The following is a 16,983-nucleotide window of genomic DNA, read 5'->3' as shown; positions in this document are numbered from 1 at the left end:
CCGCTTGGTTGCCGGGCATGGCCCGGCACTACGCCCACCCATGTAGTGCCGGGCCATGCCCGGCTCCACAGGAAACTTTGATTCATGCTTGAACAAACGCTCAACCACCTGCAGGCCCTGGTGTCGTTCGACACCCGCAATCCGCCGCGTGCGATCACCACCGGCGGCATCTTCGATTACCTGCGTGCGAACCTGCCCGGGTTCAACGTCGAGGTGATCGACCACGGTGCCGGTGCGGTCAGCCTGTATGCGGTGCGCGGTACGCCGAAGTATCTGTTCAACGTGCATCTGGATACCGTGCCCGATTCCCCGCACTGGAGTGCCGACCCGCATGTAATGCGGCGCGCCGAAGACCGGGTGATCGGCCTGGGTGTGTGCGACATCAAGGGTGCCGCCGCTGCACTGGTGGCCGCGGCCAACGCCAGCGACGGCGACGCCGCGTTCCTGTTCTCCAGCGACGAAGAAGCCAACGACCCGCGTTGCATCGCGGCGTTCCTGGCCCGTGGCATTCCGTATGAAGCGGTGCTGGTGGCCGAGCCGACCATGAGCGAAGCGGTGCTCGCGCACCGTGGCATCAGCTCGGTGCTGATGCAGTTCGCCGGGCGGGCAGGGCACGCGTCCGGCAAACAGGATGCGGCCGCCAGCGCGCTGCACCAGGCCATGCGCTGGGGCAACCGCGCACTGGACCATGTGGAGTCGCTGGCCCACGCGCGCTTCGGCGGGCTGACTGGCCTGCGCTTCAACATCGGTCGCGTGGAAGGCGGCATCAAGGCCAATATGATTGCGCCGGCGGCCGAACTGCGTTTTGGCTTCCGCCCGCTGCCGTCGATGGATATCGACGCGCTGCTGGCCACCTTTGCCGGCTTCGCCGAACCGGAAGCGGCACTGTTCACCGAAACCTTCCGTGGCCCCAGCCTGCCGGCGGGTGACATCGCTGAAGCCGAACATCGCCGCCTGCTGGCGCGCGACGTCGCCGATGCGCTGGACATTCCGATTGGCAACGCGGTGGACTTCTGGACCGAGGCCTCGCTGTTCTCGGCCGGTGGCTACACCACGATGGTGTATGGCCCGGGCGATATCGCCCAGGCGCACACCGCCGATGAGTTCGTGACGCTGGAGCAGCTGCAGCGTTACACCGATTCCGTGCACCGCATCATCGCCGCCGGTGCCTGATTGATGAGCGCGTCGCAGCCTGCTGCGACGTTCCCCCTTCCTGCGGCTGCGGCCGCTTGTGACGAAACCGAAATGTCTCCTGCACTCCAGCCCCACCGCCAGACCCGCCAGACCATCGTGCGCCTGCTCTCCAGCATGGCCAGCGCGAAGGAGATCAGCCAGTACCTGAAGCGCTTTTCGCAGCTGGACGCCAAGCGCTTTGCCGTGGTCAAGGTCGGCGGCGCGGTGCTGCGCGACGACCTCGACGCGCTGACCTCCTCGCTGTCGTTCCTGCAGGAAGTGGGCCTGACCCCGATCGTGCTGCACGGCGCGGGCCCGCAGCTGGATGCCGAGCTGTCCGCCGCGGGCATCGTCAAGGAAACTGTCAACGGCCTGCGCGTGACCTCGCCGGAAGGCCTGGCGATAGTGCGCCGGGTGTTCCAGCAGTCCAACCTGCAGCTGGTGGAAGCGCTGCAGCAGAATGGTGCACGCGCCACTTCCATCACCGGTGGCGTGTTCGAAGCCGAGTACCTGGATCAGGCCACCTACGGTCTGGTGGGCGAGGTGAAGAAGGTCAACCTTGCTCCGATTGAAGCCAGCCTGCGCGCCGGCTCCATTCCGGTGATCACCAGCCTGGGTGAAACCCGCTGCGGCCAGATCCTCAACGTCAATGCAGACTTTGCCGCCAACGAGCTGGTGCAGGAACTGCAGCCGTACAAGATCATCTTCCTCACCGGCACCGGCGGTCTGCTTGACGAAGAAGGCAAGGTAATCGACTCGATCAACCTGTCCACCGAGTATGACCATCTGATTGCCCAGACGTGGATCCATGGCGGCATGAAGGTGAAGATCGAACAGATCAAAGACCTGCTCGACCGCCTGCCGCTGGAATCGTCGGTGTCGATCACCCGTCCGGCCGACCTGGCCAAGGAACTGTTCACCCACAAGGGCTCAGGCACGCTGGTGCGCAAGGGTGAGAAGGTGCTGCGTGCAACTTCCTGGAGCGAACTGGACCTGCCGCGCCTGAAGGGCCTGATCGAATCCAGCTTCGGCCGCACCCTGGTGCCGGACTACTTCGACAAGACCAAGCTGCTGCGTGCCTATGTCAGCGAGAACTACCGCGCCGCGGTGATCCTCACCGACGAGGCTGAAGGCGTGTACCTGGACAAGTTCGCTGTGCTCGATGATGCACAGGGCGAAGGCCTGGGGCGCGCCGTGTGGAACGTGATGCTGGAAGAAACCCCGCAGCTGTTCTGGCGCTCGCGCCACGGCAACCCGATCAATCATTTCTATTACGCCGAATCCGACGGCTGCTACAAACAGGATCACTGGAAGGTGTTCTGGTTTGGCGCGGACGGTTTCGAGCGGATCCGCAGCTACGTCGACCACTGCGCTGCCCGCACCCCCAGCCTGCTGGGCTGAGCGAAGAGAACCGCATGAGCACTTCCAAGAACTTCACCGTTGGCATCGTCGGCGCACGTGGCCACACCGGGGCCGAGCTGATCAAGCTGATCGCCGCCCACCCGAACCTGCAGCTGGGCTTCGTGTCCTCGCGCGAGCTGGCCGGCCAGCGCGTGGGTGACCATTACCCGGAGATCACCGGCGGATTGCATTTTGAAAACCTCGACGCCGACGCCGTGGCCGCCAAGGGCATGGACGCGGTGATCCTCGCACTGCCGAACAATCTCTCGGCCCCGTTTGTGGCCGCGCTCCACGCCGCCAAGCCGGACACCGTCATCGTTGACCTGTCCGCCGACCATCGTTTCGAAGGCAGCTGGTACTACGGCCTGCCCGAACTGACCCGCGGTGATTACGTTGGCCAGAAGCACATCAGCAACCCCGGCTGCTACGCCACCGCCATGCAGCTGGCGATCAGCCCGCTGCTGACCCAGCTGGCCGGCCCGCCGCAGTGCTTTGGTGTGTCCGGTTACTCCGGTGCCGGCACCACGCCGTCGGACAAGAACAACCCCGAGCTGCTGGCCGACAACCTGATGCCGTATGCGCTCACCAACCACGTACACGAGCGCGAAGTGTCCGCGCACCTGCGCGTGCCGGTGGAGTTCATGCCGCACGTGGCCCCGCATTTCCGTGGCATCACCATGACCGTCAACCTCTGGCTGACCGAGATGATGACCCGCGAGCAGATCCTGGCCCGGTACCAGGCCTTCTACGCGCACGAGCCGTTGGTTGAAGTGATCGACCAGGCCCCCTGGGTGAGCCACATCGCCGGCCGCCACGGCGTGCAGATCGGTGGCTTCGACGTCGCCCCGGGTGGCAAGCGCGTGGTCGTGGTCGCCACCCTGGACAACCTGCTCAAGGGCGCGGCCACCCAGGCCATGCAGAACCTCAACCTGGCCCTGGGCCTGGACGAGCTCACCGCAATTCCGCATTGATTGGAGCAAGACAATGGCAGACCTTCTGTGGCAGAAGCCCGGCGTGGCGGTGGATGCGAAAATCCAGACCTTCCTGGCCGGCGATGACGTCATCCTTGACCGCGAGTTTTTCCTGTACGACGTGACCGCCAGCAAGGCGCATGCGCAGGGCCTGCAGCACATCGGCATCCTCAGCAGTGAAGAGCTGGACGGCCTGCTGCGCGAGCTGGACATCCTTGCCGACGATTTCCGCAGCGGCGCGTTCGTGCTCGATGAGCGTTTCGAGGATTGCCATTCGGCCATCGAAGCGCGCCTGACCGAGCGCCTCGGCGATGCCGGCCGCCGCATCCACACCGGGCGCAGCCGCAACGACCAGATCCTGGTCGCCACCCGCCTGTGGCTGAAGGACAAGCTGCTGCGCGTGGCCGAGCTGAGCCGCGAGATCGCCAAGGTCGCGCTGGACCGCGCCGAAGCCGAGAAGGACATTCCGCTGCCGGGGTATACCCACATCCAGCGCGCTGTGGTTTCCTCGGCGGGCATGTGGTGGGCCGGCTGGGCCGAAGCCTTCATCGACAATGCCATCCGCGCGCACGACACCTACGCGCTGATCGACGCCAATCCGCTGGGCACCGCGGCCGGCTACGGCGTCAACCTGCCGCTGGATCGCAGCCACACCACCGAAGCGCTGGGCTTTGCGCGCATGCAGATCTCGCCGATCTACGCGCAGCTGTCGCGCGGCAAGTTCGAGCTGGCCGCGCTGGAAGCCCTCGGCGGTGCCACGCTGGATCTGCGTCGCATCGCCTGGGACCTGTCGCTGTTCACCAGCGGCGAGTTCGGTTTCGTGGCGCTGCCAGCGCAGTACACCACCGGCAGCTCGATCATGCCGAACAAGCGCAACCCTGACGTGGTCGAACTGCTGCGTGCCACCCATGCGGCCGTGGCCGCCGCGCGTACCGAGATCGAGCAGCTGCTGTCGCTGCCGTCCGGCTATCACCGCGACCTGCAGAGCAGCAAGGGGGCGATCTTCCATGGCTTCGGTCGCGGCATTCCGGCACTGGAACTGCTGCCGGCGCTGCTGGCCAACCTCGAGTGGCGCGATGACAAGCTGCGCGCCGCCATCGATTCGGGCATGTACGCCACCGACGTCGCCGTCGAAGCGGCTGTTGCCGGTGTGCCGTTCCGTGAAGCCTACAAGGCGGCTGCGGCCTCGGCCGATACGGCGGGCCAGGGTCGCACGCCGGAAGGCAGCCTTGCCGCGCGCGTGTCGCCGGGTGCGGCGGCCGACCTGCGTCTGGACGAACTGCGCACGCGCTGGGCGGCGCTGGTCTGATGGCGACCCTTTACCTGGTGATGGCGATCCGTCTGCCCGGGTTCACTGCCGCCGCCGTGCAGCCGCACCGCGACTTCCTTGATGCGCTGCGTGCTGCCGGCCAGCTGCACTTGACCGGTGGCTTCAGCGACGGCAGCGGCGGGGCCTATGTGCTCTGCAATGTGGGAAGCCTTGCCGAGGCCGAAGCCATCGTCGCCCGCGATCCGCTGGTGACGATGCAGGCGTCGGACCTGCATGTGCACGAGTGGTTGACCCGCTAACCCCACCTGACCCCATTACTGGTAGCTGCCATGACCGCATCGCGTTTCCCCGAACAAGCGTTGCCCTCGTGGCGGCGGGCTGTGCTCAAGGTCGGCAGCAGCCTGCTGGCTGCGGATGGCGGTGGCTTGTCGCCGCGCCACGCGCTGGGCTTGGCGCAGTTTGTGTCGGCGCATGTGCAGGCTGGGCGCGAGGTGGTGATTGTTTCTTCTGGTGCCGTGGCCGCGGGTCGCGCGATTGTGCCGCGCGCATTGGAAGCCGGTGCGGCCATGGCCGCACGCCAAGCGTTGGCCGCATTGGGCCAGGCGCAGTTGATTGGCTTGTGGCAGCGATTTTTCGAGCGGCCGGTGGCGCAGGTGCTGCTCACTCACGACGACCTGCGCAACCGTCGTCGCTATCTCAACGCGCGCGCCACGCTCAACGAACTGCTGCGGTTGGGCACCTTGCCAGTGGTGAACGAGAACGACACCGTGTCGGTGGACGAACTGAAGCTGGGCGACAACGACAACCTGGCCGCTACCGTGGCGGCGTTGATCGACGCCGACGTGCTGTTCATCGCCACCGATATTGACGGTCTGTACAGCGCTGATCCGCGTCGCGATCCTGCGGCCGTTCCGATCCACGACGTACGCGAGTTGACCACGACCGTACTGGCGATGGCCGGCGGGGCTGGCAGTGGTGCCGGCACTGGCGGCATGCATACCAAGCTTGAAGCTGCCGCCAAGGCGGGCAGGGTGGGCATTGATACCTGCCTGTTCAATGGCCGCGATGCCGATGTAATGCGCGCGCTGGCGCAGGGGCGGCTGTTCGGCACCCGTATCCATGCCGGGCAGAGCCGAGAGGCTGCCCGCAAGTACTGGCTGCGGCATGCGCCGCTGGAGACCGGGGCGATTGTGATCGATGAAGGCGCGGCGCGGGCCCTGCGGGAGAAGGGTGCTTCGTTGCTGCCGGGTGGGGTGACCACCGCCGAGGGTGAATTCCGGCGCGGCGACATGGTGCAGGTGCGGCTGCGTGGCGACGCCGGCGATGTGGTGCTGGCGCGTGGGGTGAGCCAGTATTCTGCGAGTGACATCCGGCGCGTGGCCGGGCGGCATTCGCGGGAGATTGAAGGGGTGCTGGGGTACAACTATGGCGGTAACGTGATTCACCGTGACGATATGGTGCTGGTGTGAGTGCGCGTTCCGGTGCCGCGATGACACGCATGGCGTGTCACTACGGGGGATCCGGAAGCGTAGTGACGCGCCATGCGCGTCAAACGCCATGCCTGATAACACGTAGAGCCACGCCCTGCGTGGCTTCGACCCACCCCGCAGCCACGCAGGGCGTGGCTCTACGAGGAATTCCTAATGGCTGATGACATCCGCACCCAGGCCCTGGCCTGCCGCGCCGCCGCACAACACCTCGCACAGCTCTCCTCCAGCGCCAAAACCGCGCTGCTCAACGGCATGGCCGATGCCCTCGACGCCGATGCCGCCACCATCCTCGCCGCCAACACCCGCGATCTCGCCGCCGCCGAAGCCAAAGGCACCGGCAGCGCCATGCTCGACCGCCTCGCGCTCAACCCATCGCGCCTGGCCACCATCAGCGCCGCCCTGCGCGAAGTGGCCGCGCTGCCCGACCCGGTCGGCGCGATCACCCGCGATGACATCCGCCCCAACGGCATCCGCGTACAGAAGGTGCGCGTGCCACTCGGCGTGATCGCGATGATCTACGAAGCGCGCCCCAACGTGACAGCCGACGCCGCCGCGCTGTGCATCAAGGCCGGTAACGGGGTGATTCTGCGCGGTGGCTCGGAAGCGATCCACTCCAACACCGCGATTGCCGCCGCACTCAAGCGCGCCCTGCGCGACGCCGGCGTGCCGGATGCGGCGCTGACCTTGGTGGAAGACCTGCGCCGCGAAACCATGCTGGAACTGCTGCAGCTCAACGAGGTGATCGACCTGGCCATTCCGCGCGGTGGTGAAGGGCTGATCCGTTTCGTCGCCGAACACGCACGCGTGCCGGTGATCAAGCACTACAAGGGCGTGTGCCATCTGTATGTGGACCGCGCCGCGAACCTGCAGCGCGCAGTAGACCTGCTGGTAGACGGCAAGTGCAGCCGCCCGGCCGCGTGCAACTCGCTGGAGACGCTGCTGGTGCATGTCGACGTGGCAGCCGACTTCCTGCCGCAGGCCGGAAAGGCACTGGCGGAACGTGGCGTGCAGCTGCGTGCCGACGCGCATGCGCGGCAGTGGCTGCCGCAGGCCGCTGAAGCCACCGATGAAGATTACGCCGCCGAATACCTGGATCTCATTCTGGCCGTCCGCGTGGTGGATGACCTGGAACAGGCGCTGGCGCATATCCAGCAGTACAGCTCGGATCACACCGAGGTGATCGTCACCGAGGATGCAGCAGCGGCCGAACGCTTCGTGCAGGCGTTGCGTTCAGCGGTGGTGATGGTGAATGCCTCATCGCGCTTTTCCGACGGCGGCGAGTTGGGGCTGGGCGCGGAGATCGGCATCTCGACCACGCGGCTGCATGCGTATGGGCCGATGGGGCTGGAGGCATTGACCGTGGAAAGGTTTGTGGTGCGCGGGGAAGGGCAGACGCGGAGGTAGGTAACGACCGTTGGTCGTTACCTACCCATGCAACGACCAACGGTCGTTGCCTACCGCATCACCTCATACCCAATGCGGCGGTTCGCCGCGCGCCCGGCGTCGGTGCTGTTGTCGCCCACCGGCCGGTTCGACCCGAACCCACGCGCTGCCAGCCGCTCCGCTGGCACCCCTTCGGCAATCAAGGCATCGGCCACGGCCCGCGCCCGCTGCTCGCTCAGCAGCTGGTTGCTGGTGGCATCGCCCTGGCTGTCAGTATGCCCGCCCACTTCCACGCGGGTACCGGCCGGTGCGCCTTCAATTGCCTCGGCGGCCTGGCGGATGATTTCCTGGCTGCTGCGGGTCAGGTTGGCCGAGCCGGTTTCGAACTTCACCGTGGTCAGGTTCAATGCCTTGGTGAGATCGCTGGCGTTGTAGCCAGCTTTGAGCTCCTGGATGGCTTTGACGCCGCGATCAAATAGCCCTTCTACCTTCACCGCTGGCAACTTCTCCTGGAACAGTGAACTGACCGCCACGCGCTCAGCCTCGGGCAGGGCACTGGTGTCCAGTTTCACTGCATCACCGTTGAAGGCGAACTTCAGGCCGTCGGCTTTCAGGCCGGGCAGCATGGCCTTGAACCGGTCCAGCCAGGTGACGGGCTTGACGCTGGCATCCACGTCGAGGCGGGCACGCACCTTGTCGCTGCCGAACGTGGCTTTCAGCGCATCCAGCAGTTGGAACTTCTCTGCTGCGGTGGCGAGCGTTCCGCTCACATCCACCGTGCCCCCACTGTTCTGGAACGCGAACGTAGGCGCGCCGATCGACTGCGCGGTGCCATCGGTTGCGGCCATCGGGGCCGTGGCCGCGGCAGGCGTGCCGACCGGCGGCGATTTGCCGCGCATGTGCCAGCCGCAATAGGCCAGCGCCAGCAGGGCGAGGATTGGCAGCAGCCAGCGCCAGAAGCTGCCGCGTTTGCGGTTGCCACGCAGGTGGGTGATCTTGTTGTTGCCCCAGTCGAGGTTGCCGCCGGTCAGGCCGGCCAGCGAAGCGGGAATGCCGCTGGGAATGTTCCCGCCGGCAGTCAGCGAACGCACCAGCAGGGGCAACGTCTTGGCGATGAGCCCGCCGATCAGGGGGGCTGAGACGCCGGCCTTTTCCGCAATTGCGTTGACGTCGCGTGCACCCAGAGCGTTCTGGATCTGCCCCGGTTCAATGTCGCGCATGCTGGGGCTGCCGCTTTCCCAGGACTGGAAAATGCCGCCGAGCCCGGCCTTCTGGAACAGTTTTTGGAATCCTCTGAACCCGTCTGGCCGGCTGAAGATGTAGCTGGCCAGGACACCGACGAACTTGCGGGTGTTGTCGCCGAGGCCGGTGGCCCGGGCGACCTGTTCGATCAGATTTTCGACGAATGACATGGAAATGCCCTCACATGGATGTGCGGGCGGGTGTCTCCCCAACAGCAGCATACGCCGGTTGTGGGGAGAAGCGGCCATTCATCGTTGTAGGGACGCGCCATGCGCGTCCAGCGGGGCCCCGGCCGGGCGTCAGGCCAACCGGGCGACCGGCTCGGCCCCGTCCAGCCCTTGGTGGCTCAACCCCACCGGGCGGGCGTGGTCGTCCATATGCAGGGTCACCGCCTTGCCGGACAGCAGCTCGGCGGCCAGCGCCGGGGTCGCACCCAGGTCGCGGGCCATCTCTTCACGAGTCACGTCCTGGCGCGGATTGCGCCGTTCCTTGCCGGCGAAGCGGAAGCGGTTGTACTCGGCCCAGGCGATCAGCAGCACCGCCGAGCACACCAGCATGATCGGCAGCGCGATCACCAGGAACGGGTCGATGCTCTGCTTGTACTCATACAGCTGCAGCCAGGCCAGGCGGCCGCCCAGCAACCATGAGATCGCGGTCACCAGTGGAGCCCACAGGTAGAAGTAGAAGCCCCAGAACGCCAGGGTCACAAAGCCCCAGGCGGTGCGCTGCAGGCGCGGCTGGTTGCGCGACTTGCGGATCAGCCGCGAGTCGAAACGGCGGGTGGATTTCGGTTTGGCGTTCATTTGATTCCCCGGTCAGGACTGACCCACACAGCCCGCTTGCCACGGCGCTTGAACAGCGTCTTGGGCAGGGCCACCAGGGTCGTGAACAGACTGATGAGCCAGTACGCCATCGGGTACCAGATCACCCAGAAGTAGTTGCGTCCAATATGTGTTTCGTAACGGCGGTCGATGATCAGGCTGCTGGCAAACTGCAGCAGGCACACCAGCGCCAGAATCACGCCGTGCCACTGTGGCAGCAGCGTGGCGATGTACAACTCGTTGGGCAGCGGCATGAACTTGCCCAGTGCCCACAGCACCACGATCGCCAGCATGGTGTAAGCCCAGAACACACTCAGGATGTACTCCAGCAGCACGCCCCACATGCGCCGCTTGCGCCAGCTGAACAACGAACGGCCGTGCCGCAGCAACACCTCCACGCCGCCCTGGGCCCAGCGCAGGCGCTGCCGCCACAGACCCTTCAGGGTTTCCGGCATCAGGATGAAGCACAGCGCATTGGGCTCGTAGCGAATGTCCCAATGGTCCAGCTGCAGCCGCCAGCTGATGTCGATATCCTCGGTCACCATGTCGTCGGCCCAGTAGCCGATGCGGTGCAGGGCGGTGCGGCGGAAACCGGCAATCACCCCGGAAATGGTGAAGATGCGCCCGTACACGCGCTGCGCGCGCTTGATCATGCCGATGATCGACGAGAACTCGGCCACCTGCAGGCGGCCCAGCAGGGTGGAGCGGTTGCGGATGCGCGGGTTGCCGGTCACCGCGCCCACGCGCGGGCCGCTGGTCAGGTGCCACACCATCCAGTGGGTGGCGTATTCCTCCAGCATGGCGTCGCCGTCAATGCAGATCAGGTACTCCGAACGCGCCGCCAGCGCGCCCATGCGCAGGGCGTTGGCCTTGCCCAGGTTGCGGTCCAGGTGCACCACGCGCAGGCGCGGGTGCTGCGCCGCCAGCACGTCCAGGCGCGCGCCTGTGTCGTCGCGGCTGCCATCGTTGATGGCAATCACTTCGAAGTCCGGGTACTTCTGCGCCAGTGCCGCGCCCAGGGTGTCTTCCAGATTGTCCGATTCGTTGTGGCAGGGAATCAGGATCGACGCGAACGGGTAGTGATCCATCGGCGGCGGGTTGTCGCGGTCACGCGCTTTGCGCTCGCGGCGGAAGAAGTAATACAGCCCGCCAGACATCCAGAAGAACGCCATCACCATGGGATAGAAGAAGGCGAACTGGAACAGGAGATAGACGAAGGGATGCATGGCGGGGCCTCACTTCTCCGGGTACGGGAAGTTGCGCGTCGACATCGCCGCACGCGCGTCCTTGGTCGACGGCTTGCCGGCAATGAAGTCGTCCGGGTACCAGGCGAAATGGCGCACGCCCTGCGCCTGCAGCCGGCGGATCTGCGCGCGCAGGCGCTCGCCCGGAATGGCCTTCTGCGTGCGCCAATCCACGGTCTGCAGTTCGAACATGGTCTGGCTCAGCTGCGGGTCGTGCTCGCGCACCGCCACCACCAGCCGGTCCAGCCACTTCTCCGGGTTGCGGCTGCCTTCCATCCACGGCATCGCCATCAGTGCGGTGTGGTCATAGGCCTTGTTGAACAGGTCCAGGCGCTGCGCAAACCAGCTCGCGCTCTGCGGCTGCAACACGGGTTGCGCGTACAGGTTGCGCACGGTGGCCAGCTTCGGCCGCCAGCGCTGCGCGGCGTTGCGCAGTTCCAAGGTGAAGTCGATCAGCGCCTGGGTGCGTGCGCCATCTGCGCCTTCCTGCGGCAGGTTGCCCAGTTCGGTATCGCGGATGTAGGCATCGTCGTGGAACAGCAGGCCCTCGAAGTACGAGTTGATCGCCAGGTCTTCGTAGATGTCGTCAATGATGTGACGCACCTTCGGGTTGGTGAAGTCCAGGCGGAAGATGCCGTCGCTTTCCGGGCTTTCAATCGCCAGCGCCTTGCGGATCGCCGGGTCCTTCAGCTCGAAGCCCAGCACCGGCAGCCATGCGTATACCTTGACGCCGGCGCGGGTCTTCAGCTGCCACGCCACGCGGTTGAACAGGTCCGCGCGCATCGGCAGGTGCCGGTTCGGGAAGTACAGTGCGTCGGCCGAGCCATTGCCGTCCGGGTCGGCGAAGGCCTGCAGGAACACGTGGGTCGGGCCCACGGTTTTCACGCGTTCGATCAGGGCATCCAGGTTCTTGCCCTGCTGCACCGGGTCGGCGTCGTACACCGCATCCAGGTCGATCTGCAGCGCACGCATGCCGTCGCGTTCCACGTCGCGACGCAGTTCATAGGCGATGTTGGTCACAGTCGGGTTGCCGGTCACCAGCAGGCGCGCCAGCCCGTGCAGGTCGCGGGTCACCGGCGTGCTGCGGCCTTCCAGGTCGAACGACACCGGCATGCCCAGGTCTTCGGCAATCTTGTTGCTCAGGCTGTTGTAAGCCGCATACGGCCACACGATCGCTTTCGGGCTGACCCCGACGTTGTCGCGGATGCGCTTCACGCTCAGCGCCAGGTCGGTGCGCAGGCGGTTCTCGTACTGCTCTGCGGTTTCGTACTGGCTGGTGGCCGGGAAGTAGGTGCGGGTGATCACCGCCGGGGTCTGGTTGCCCTGCGGATTGGACTGCACCCCGTGGTGCTGGTTGTCGGTGTGGCTGGCCAGTTCCACCAGCCCGCTGCGCTGCATCTCGCGCAGCTGCGCCCAGGTCAGGAAGTCGTCGTGCCCGAACGGACGGTAGCCGTAGTCGATGGTGCGGCCCGGGGCCATGTCCACGTAGTCGGTGATCACCGCCACCAGCGCCGGGTAGTTGTAGGCGCGCAGCAGCGGGAACACCTTGGTGTACACACTGCGCAGGCCGTCGTCGAAGGTCAGCAGCACCGGCTTCGGCGGCAGCGGGGTGCCACCCTGCGAAGCGGTGATCAACTGCGACAGCGACACCGGGTGGTAGCCATGCGCCGACAGCCAATCCAGGTGCGCTGCGAAGTTCTGCGTGCTCACCGCATACGCGTCCGGGTCGCCCTTCACCGCCACGTCGTCGCGCACGTCGTGGTAGCTGAGCACCAGCAGACCGTTGTCGGCCGAGTCCAGCACGCGGGCCGGCAGCTGCGCCGGCACCGGTTGCGCCTGCGCGTTGCCCAGTACCGCCAGCAGGGCCAGCAGGGTGATGGTGATGAAGCGCTTCAAGTCCATGTGTCGCATCTCATTGCCCCCAGCGCAGACCGGCGTCGAAGCCGATGTGTCGTTCACGTTGTCCGTCGTAGACCGGTCGCGACCAGCTCACGCCATATTCGAAAATGCGGCCGTCGGCCAGCTGCCATTCGTGCCGGTACTCGGCCGAAGGAATCAACGCGCTGCCGTAACCCTGCTGCCAGTAGTTGCCCACCGACACGGTCAGGCGATGGCGGAAGTGGCGCTCGTAATGCCGCCACAGCTGCTGGTCCACACGCAGCCCGATCTCCACCGAACGGTCTTCGGACGGGTTGAAGTAGGGCACGTCGTCCAGGCTGCCGCGGCTGGCGTACACGCTGCCCAGGCCATCCAACTGCAGAGTGGGGCGGGTCAGCAGGCGCTGCTGGATGCTGCTGGTGACCGTGTCGCGGCGGTTGCCGTCGTCATAGCGGTACTGGCTGCCGCCGATGCTCCACTGGAAGCGCTCGTTGCGGTGGTAATCCACCGCCACCGCCACGCTGTCGGCGGTGATGCCGGCCACGCGCGCCTGCATCGACGCGTCGGCATCGTTGCGTGCGGCGGTGATGCCGGCGTGCCAGCGGTCGTTGAACTGCCAGCCGATGCCGCCGCTCAGGCCGGTGTCGCCCACATGGTCATTGGCGCGGTTGACGAAGGCCTCCGCGTCCAGCTGGCCGAAGCGGTAGCGGGTACCGGCACCCAGCCGCAGCGGGTTGATGGTCTGGTCCTGGAAATCCACGCTGCGGCGGTCGGCGAAGGCCACCAGACGCCAGCGGTCGTCCAGGATCGGCGACTGCACTTCCACGCCATACCGGCCATCGTTGTTGCCCAGTGGCGACGCGCCACCACCGCCTTCGCTGCGGCCGCCTTCGGCATAGGCATGCAACTGCCAGCCGCGGTGCGCGCGCCAGGCACGATCCATGCGCTGCACCGAGGGCTGGTTGGGGTAGGCCTCCAGCAGGGAATCGTGGATCGGCCGCGCCAGGTCATCGCGCTGCAGTTCCACATACGCATCAATCTGGCCGATACGTGCGGAGACGTCGCGCGGGTCCAGCGTGGTGGCCATGCCGTAGCGCTCCAGCCCACGGCGCGGCCAGCCGCGCATCATGTAGACGTTGCCCAGCGAGGACTGGGTGCCGCCGTTGCCTGGGGCGATTTCCACCATCGCTTCGAGGTCGCGCTGCGCGGTGGGCAGGTCGCCGGTGTAGGCGCGCACCATCGCCAGGTTGAGGTCGGCTTCATAGCGCGGCCAGTTGGCATAGGGCGCACGCGCGCCGTTGGCCCAGCGCCAGGCCGGTTCGGCCGCGCTCCACTTCTTCAGCAGGTTGATCGCTTCGTAGGGCTGTTCGTCTTCCAGGTAGGCGTAGGCCAGCTCCGAGTGCACCTCACTCTGGCCGGGATCGGCTTTCAACGCCGCTTCCAGTACGGGAATGGCTTCGTCCGGGTGCTGGGTGGCCATCAGCGAATCGCCGACGGCCGCCTTCACGTAATCCGGCACCGGATGGCCTTCGGCGAGCAGGGCGCGGTACTCGTCGCGCACCTGGGTGTGTCGGCTCAGGCGGTTGAGCAGAATCAGGCGGTCGTAGCGCACGCGCAGCGGCGCGCTCGCAGCGGTCAGGCCGTCACGCTGCAGCATCGCGTCCATCTGCGCCAGCGCTGCTTCGGCCTCGTCCAGGCGGGTGTCTTCGCTGGTGGCATAAGCCAGGCTCCAGCCGACCCGCTTGGCCAGGTAGTTGGCTTCAAAACGCTGTTTCTGCGCGTCGTCGAACAGCTCGGGGCGCTGCTGGTACAGCTGCCATGCGCGGTGCGCGTTGCCGATGTCCGACAGGGTCAGCACCTGCAGCCGGAACAGCAGGTCGTCGTTCGGAATTTCAGCCTGGGCGCGTTCGATCGCTGCCAGCGCATCCAGCCAATGGGCCTGATCGCGGTACTGGCTGATTTCGGCCAGATGTTCGGCGCGCGTGGCTGCCGAAGCGGTGGCGGAAAGGCAAAGCGTGGCGCATGCCAGGCTGACGGCAAGCGTCAGCGGCCGGTGGTTGTACATGGAGCCCCCAGAGCGTCCTTTCAAAAATGTCGGTGTGCGAAAAGTGTGACGCACATCACATGCCAATCGTGCCCGATTTCTCATATGTCCACAAATCGTTAACACACGGAAGGTAACCCGCAATCCGGCCATCGGATGCGGAATTCTGGTCAAGTTGTTGATTACCAAGACCTTCCGGCCGCCGCCACGGCGCTGTTCCGGGGGTCTGCCCACCCTGAAACTGTTCAGCAAGACCGGACCGCTCCCACAGGTCCAGGTCACTGACCTGCCATCCAGGTCAGTTTCCGACACGCTACGTCAGCTGGTGCCTCCGGTGTGTGTAGGTGGGATGGTGATTGATGCCGGGATGACGCGCATGGCGCGTCACTACGCCACCGATCGAGCGTAGTGACACGCCATGCGTGTCAACGCCATCTAGCTGCGCTCGACCAACCGCCCTGCGTGGCTGCCCCTCACCAATGATCCTCAAGCTTCTGCGGCTTGCACGCCACCCAAGACGCCCCCAACAACACACACAAACAAACCCCGAGGAACCCGAACGGCAACACCCACCCACCACTCATTTCATGCAGCCACCCAAACAACAGCGGCCCGATGCAGCTGAAACTGTAGCCCACGCCCTGCATGAACCCCGACAGCGCCGCCGACCCGGCCGGCGTGCGCGTCCTCAAATTAATAAGCGTCAGCGCCAGCGGGAAGGTGGAAGGCCCCACCCCCAGCAACCCCACCCACAACCAAGGAGCCTTCATCGGCGCAAACAACAACCCGGCAAACGCAATCACAAATGCGCCCACGCCAATCAGCACCAGCGGGAACGGATTGCGCAGCCGCACCGCCAGCGCCGGCATGGTCAACGAAGGCAGCAACCCCAGCGCCGCAAACACCGCCACCATCAGCCCGCCAAACGCCGGCGTGGCCCCGGCTTCTACCACGATGCGCGGCAGCCAGGTGAACATGGAATAGGTCATCAGCGAGGTCATGCCGAACATCAGCGCCATGCCCCAGGCCAGCGGCGTGCGCGAGACCTTGCCATGCGGCTGCGCGCCGGCATCAACCGCCGGCTCGAGCGGGTCCGGATGCGGCCGGCGACGCGCCAGCATCAGCCAGGGCAGGGCAGCGGCAATCGCCAACAGGGCCCAGATCCCCAGCGACACCCGCCAGCCGGCCTGCTCGGCCAGCGGCACGGCCAGCAGCGCCGGCAGCATGGTGCCCAGCTGCAGCACGGTGATGTACAGCGTGCTGACGGTGCCGACGCGGTTGGCGAAGTAGCGCTTCACCAGCGGCGGCACCACCACATTGCCGATGCCCATGCCGGCCAGCGCCACCACCGAGCCGAACAACAGGCTGGTGATGCCGACCGAGCACGAGCGCAGCACCAGGCCAGCGGCGGCCAGGCCCATTGCGAGCAGGGCGGTACGCTCCAGCCCGAAGCGGCGGGCCAGCATCGGCGTGGTCATGCCGAACAGGGCAAACGAGGCCGTAGGCAGCATGCCCAGCACGCCGGTCATGGTGGTCCCAAAACCAAAGGTGCGGCCGAGCAGGTCCAGCAGCGGGGTAACTGAGGTGACAGCCGTACGCAGATTGACGGCAGCAAGCAGAATGGCGGCGAACGCCAGCACGCGTCCATGCAGCAGGGACGCGCCGTGGGGTGGGGTATGAGTCATGGCGCAATTGTACCTGTGCACTCACCGTGGAGCCGGGCTTGCCCGGCTGCTGTTGGATTCTGGCGAACCGCCGGTGGCCATCGGTTTCCGTGGTTTGGCGGATCGGGATGGGCGTTCCGGGGGGCGCTGCAAGTACGTCCATGTAAGCTCGATCGCCGCATCCATGCGGCTCACGCCCCCTCCAGCCCACCCCGACCCGCCATCGACAGTGCGTCGGTGGCCATCGAAGATCAAAACCCGTGCGCGGCTCTGGTGGGATCGGTCGACAGACGATCGCCGTGAAATCCTCAACATCCGGTAACGCATGACCCCGGATCGACATCGCCTTTGATTTGGCATTTCCCATGGCCACCGATCATGTCTAGAAGGGCCATCGGATGG

General features: G+C 66.0%; 13 protein-coding genes. 7 read left to right on the top strand and 6 right to left on the bottom strand.

The features are described from left to right. The first annotated feature begins 84 nt into the window (after positions 1–84). The 7 genes from PDM29_RS00065 (at position 85) to PDM29_RS00035 (ending at position 7,709) form a co-directional block, all read left to right on the top strand. Entirely contained in the window at positions 85–1,173 is a 1,089-nt protein-coding gene (locus tag PDM29_RS00065) for an acetylornithine deacetylase (protein WP_311191892.1), read from the top strand. 72 nt (positions 1,174–1,245) lie between these two features. Continuing rightward, positions 1,246–2,574 (top strand): acetylglutamate kinase, encoded by a 1,329-nt coding sequence (locus PDM29_RS00060; RefSeq protein WP_311191891.1) that lies wholly within the window; start codon positions 1,246–1,248, stop codon positions 2,572–2,574. Between the two features lie 14 nt (positions 2,575–2,588). Further along, on the top strand, positions 2,589–3,545 hold the full coding sequence (gene argC / locus PDM29_RS00055) for an N-acetyl-gamma-glutamyl-phosphate reductase (protein WP_311191890.1): 957 nt from the start codon (positions 2,589–2,591) through the stop codon (positions 3,543–3,545). A 13-nt stretch (positions 3,546–3,558) separates the two neighbouring features. Beyond that, complete coding sequence (argH, locus tag PDM29_RS00050) at positions 3,559–4,854, top strand: argininosuccinate lyase (RefSeq protein WP_311191889.1); 1,296 nt, start codon at positions 3,559–3,561, stop codon at positions 4,852–4,854. Beyond that, the gene (locus PDM29_RS00045) at positions 4,854–5,114 is read left to right on the top strand and encodes a YciI family protein (protein ID WP_311191888.1); all 261 of its coding nucleotides are present in this window, start codon (positions 4,854–4,856) and stop codon (positions 5,112–5,114) included. The genes argH and PDM29_RS00045 overlap by 1 nt, the downstream gene beginning before the upstream one ends. Before the next feature lie 30 nt (positions 5,115–5,144). Further along, positions 5,145–6,284: a glutamate 5-kinase gene (proB, locus tag PDM29_RS00040; protein ID WP_311191887.1), complete on the top strand. Its 1,140-nt coding sequence runs from the start codon at positions 5,145–5,147 to the stop codon at positions 6,282–6,284. A 174-nt stretch (positions 6,285–6,458) separates the two neighbouring features. Further along, positions 6,459–7,709, top strand: a complete 1,251-nt coding sequence (locus tag PDM29_RS00035) for a glutamate-5-semialdehyde dehydrogenase (RefSeq protein WP_311191886.1) — start codon at positions 6,459–6,461, stop codon at positions 7,707–7,709. 50 nt (positions 7,710–7,759) lie between these two features. Here the strand turns inward: PDM29_RS00035 and PDM29_RS00030 are convergent, their stop codons facing one another. From PDM29_RS00030 to PDM29_RS00005, 6 genes are all read right to left on the bottom strand, one after another. Continuing rightward, positions 7,760–9,100 (bottom strand): OmpA family protein, encoded by a 1,341-nt coding sequence (locus PDM29_RS00030; RefSeq protein WP_311191885.1) that lies wholly within the window; start codon positions 9,098–9,100, stop codon positions 7,760–7,762. Between the two features lie 129 nt (positions 9,101–9,229). Continuing rightward, positions 9,230–9,733: a poly-beta-1,6-N-acetyl-D-glucosamine biosynthesis protein PgaD gene (gene pgaD, locus PDM29_RS00025; protein ID WP_311191884.1), complete on the bottom strand. Its 504-nt coding sequence runs from the start codon at positions 9,731–9,733 to the stop codon at positions 9,230–9,232. Then, entirely contained in the window at positions 9,730–10,977 is a 1,248-nt protein-coding gene (gene pgaC, locus PDM29_RS00020) for a poly-beta-1,6-N-acetyl-D-glucosamine synthase (RefSeq protein ID WP_311191883.1), read from the bottom strand. The genes pgaD and pgaC overlap by 4 nt, the downstream gene beginning before the upstream one ends. Positions 10,978–10,986: 9 nt before the next feature. Beyond that, on the bottom strand, positions 10,987–12,897 hold the full coding sequence (gene pgaB, locus PDM29_RS00015; protein ID WP_311191882.1) for a poly-beta-1,6-N-acetyl-D-glucosamine N-deacetylase PgaB: 1,911 nt from the start codon (positions 12,895–12,897) through the stop codon (positions 10,987–10,989). Positions 12,898–12,907: 10 nt separating this feature from the next. Then, complete coding sequence (gene pgaA / locus PDM29_RS00010; RefSeq protein WP_311191881.1) at positions 12,908–14,938, bottom strand: poly-beta-1,6 N-acetyl-D-glucosamine export porin PgaA; 2,031 nt, start codon at positions 14,936–14,938, stop codon at positions 12,908–12,910. A gap of 452 nt (positions 14,939–15,390) precedes the next feature. Beyond that, positions 15,391–16,602, bottom strand: a complete 1,212-nt coding sequence (locus PDM29_RS00005; RefSeq protein ID WP_311191880.1) for a CynX/NimT family MFS transporter — start codon at positions 16,600–16,602, stop codon at positions 15,391–15,393. Between the last annotated feature and the right edge of the window lie 381 nt (positions 16,603–16,983).

This window comes from Stenotrophomonas oahuensis (assembly GCF_031834595.1).
GTDB lineage: Bacteria > Pseudomonadota > Gammaproteobacteria > Xanthomonadales > Xanthomonadaceae > Stenotrophomonas > Stenotrophomonas oahuensis.
Note: the sequence above shows the minus strand (reverse complement) of the source record. Positions and strands in the feature narration are given on the sequence as shown.

Coding starts and splice junctions, on each gene's coding strand:
- PDM29_RS00065 (WP_311191892.1), top strand. CDS start 85: ATGCTTGAACAAACGCTCAACCACCTGCAGGCCCTGGTGTCGTTCGAC.
- PDM29_RS00060 (WP_311191891.1), top strand. CDS start 1,246: ATGTCTCCTGCACTCCAGCCCCACCGCCAGACCCGCCAGACCATCGTG.
- argC (WP_311191890.1), top strand. CDS start 2,589: ATGAGCACTTCCAAGAACTTCACCGTTGGCATCGTCGGCGCACGTGGC.
- argH (WP_311191889.1), top strand. CDS start 3,559: ATGGCAGACCTTCTGTGGCAGAAGCCCGGCGTGGCGGTGGATGCGAAA.
- PDM29_RS00045 (WP_311191888.1), top strand. CDS start 4,854: ATGGCGACCCTTTACCTGGTGATGGCGATCCGTCTGCCCGGGTTCACT.
- proB (WP_311191887.1), top strand. CDS start 5,145: ATGACCGCATCGCGTTTCCCCGAACAAGCGTTGCCCTCGTGGCGGCGG.
- PDM29_RS00035 (WP_311191886.1), top strand. CDS start 6,459: ATGGCTGATGACATCCGCACCCAGGCCCTGGCCTGCCGCGCCGCCGCA.
- PDM29_RS00030 (WP_311191885.1), bottom strand. CDS start 9,100: ATGTCATTCGTCGAAAATCTGATCGAACAGGTCGCCCGGGCCACCGGC.
- pgaD (WP_311191884.1), bottom strand. CDS start 9,733: ATGAACGCCAAACCGAAATCCACCCGCCGTTTCGACTCGCGGCTGATC.
- pgaC (WP_311191883.1), bottom strand. CDS start 10,977: ATGCATCCCTTCGTCTATCTCCTGTTCCAGTTCGCCTTCTTCTATCCC.
- pgaB (WP_311191882.1), bottom strand. CDS start 12,897: ATGGACTTGAAGCGCTTCATCACCATCACCCTGCTGGCCCTGCTGGCG.
- pgaA (WP_311191881.1), bottom strand. CDS start 14,938: ATGTACAACCACCGGCCGCTGACGCTTGCCGTCAGCCTGGCATGCGCC.
- PDM29_RS00005 (WP_311191880.1), bottom strand. CDS start 16,602: ATGACTCATACCCCACCCCACGGCGCGTCCCTGCTGCATGGACGCGTG.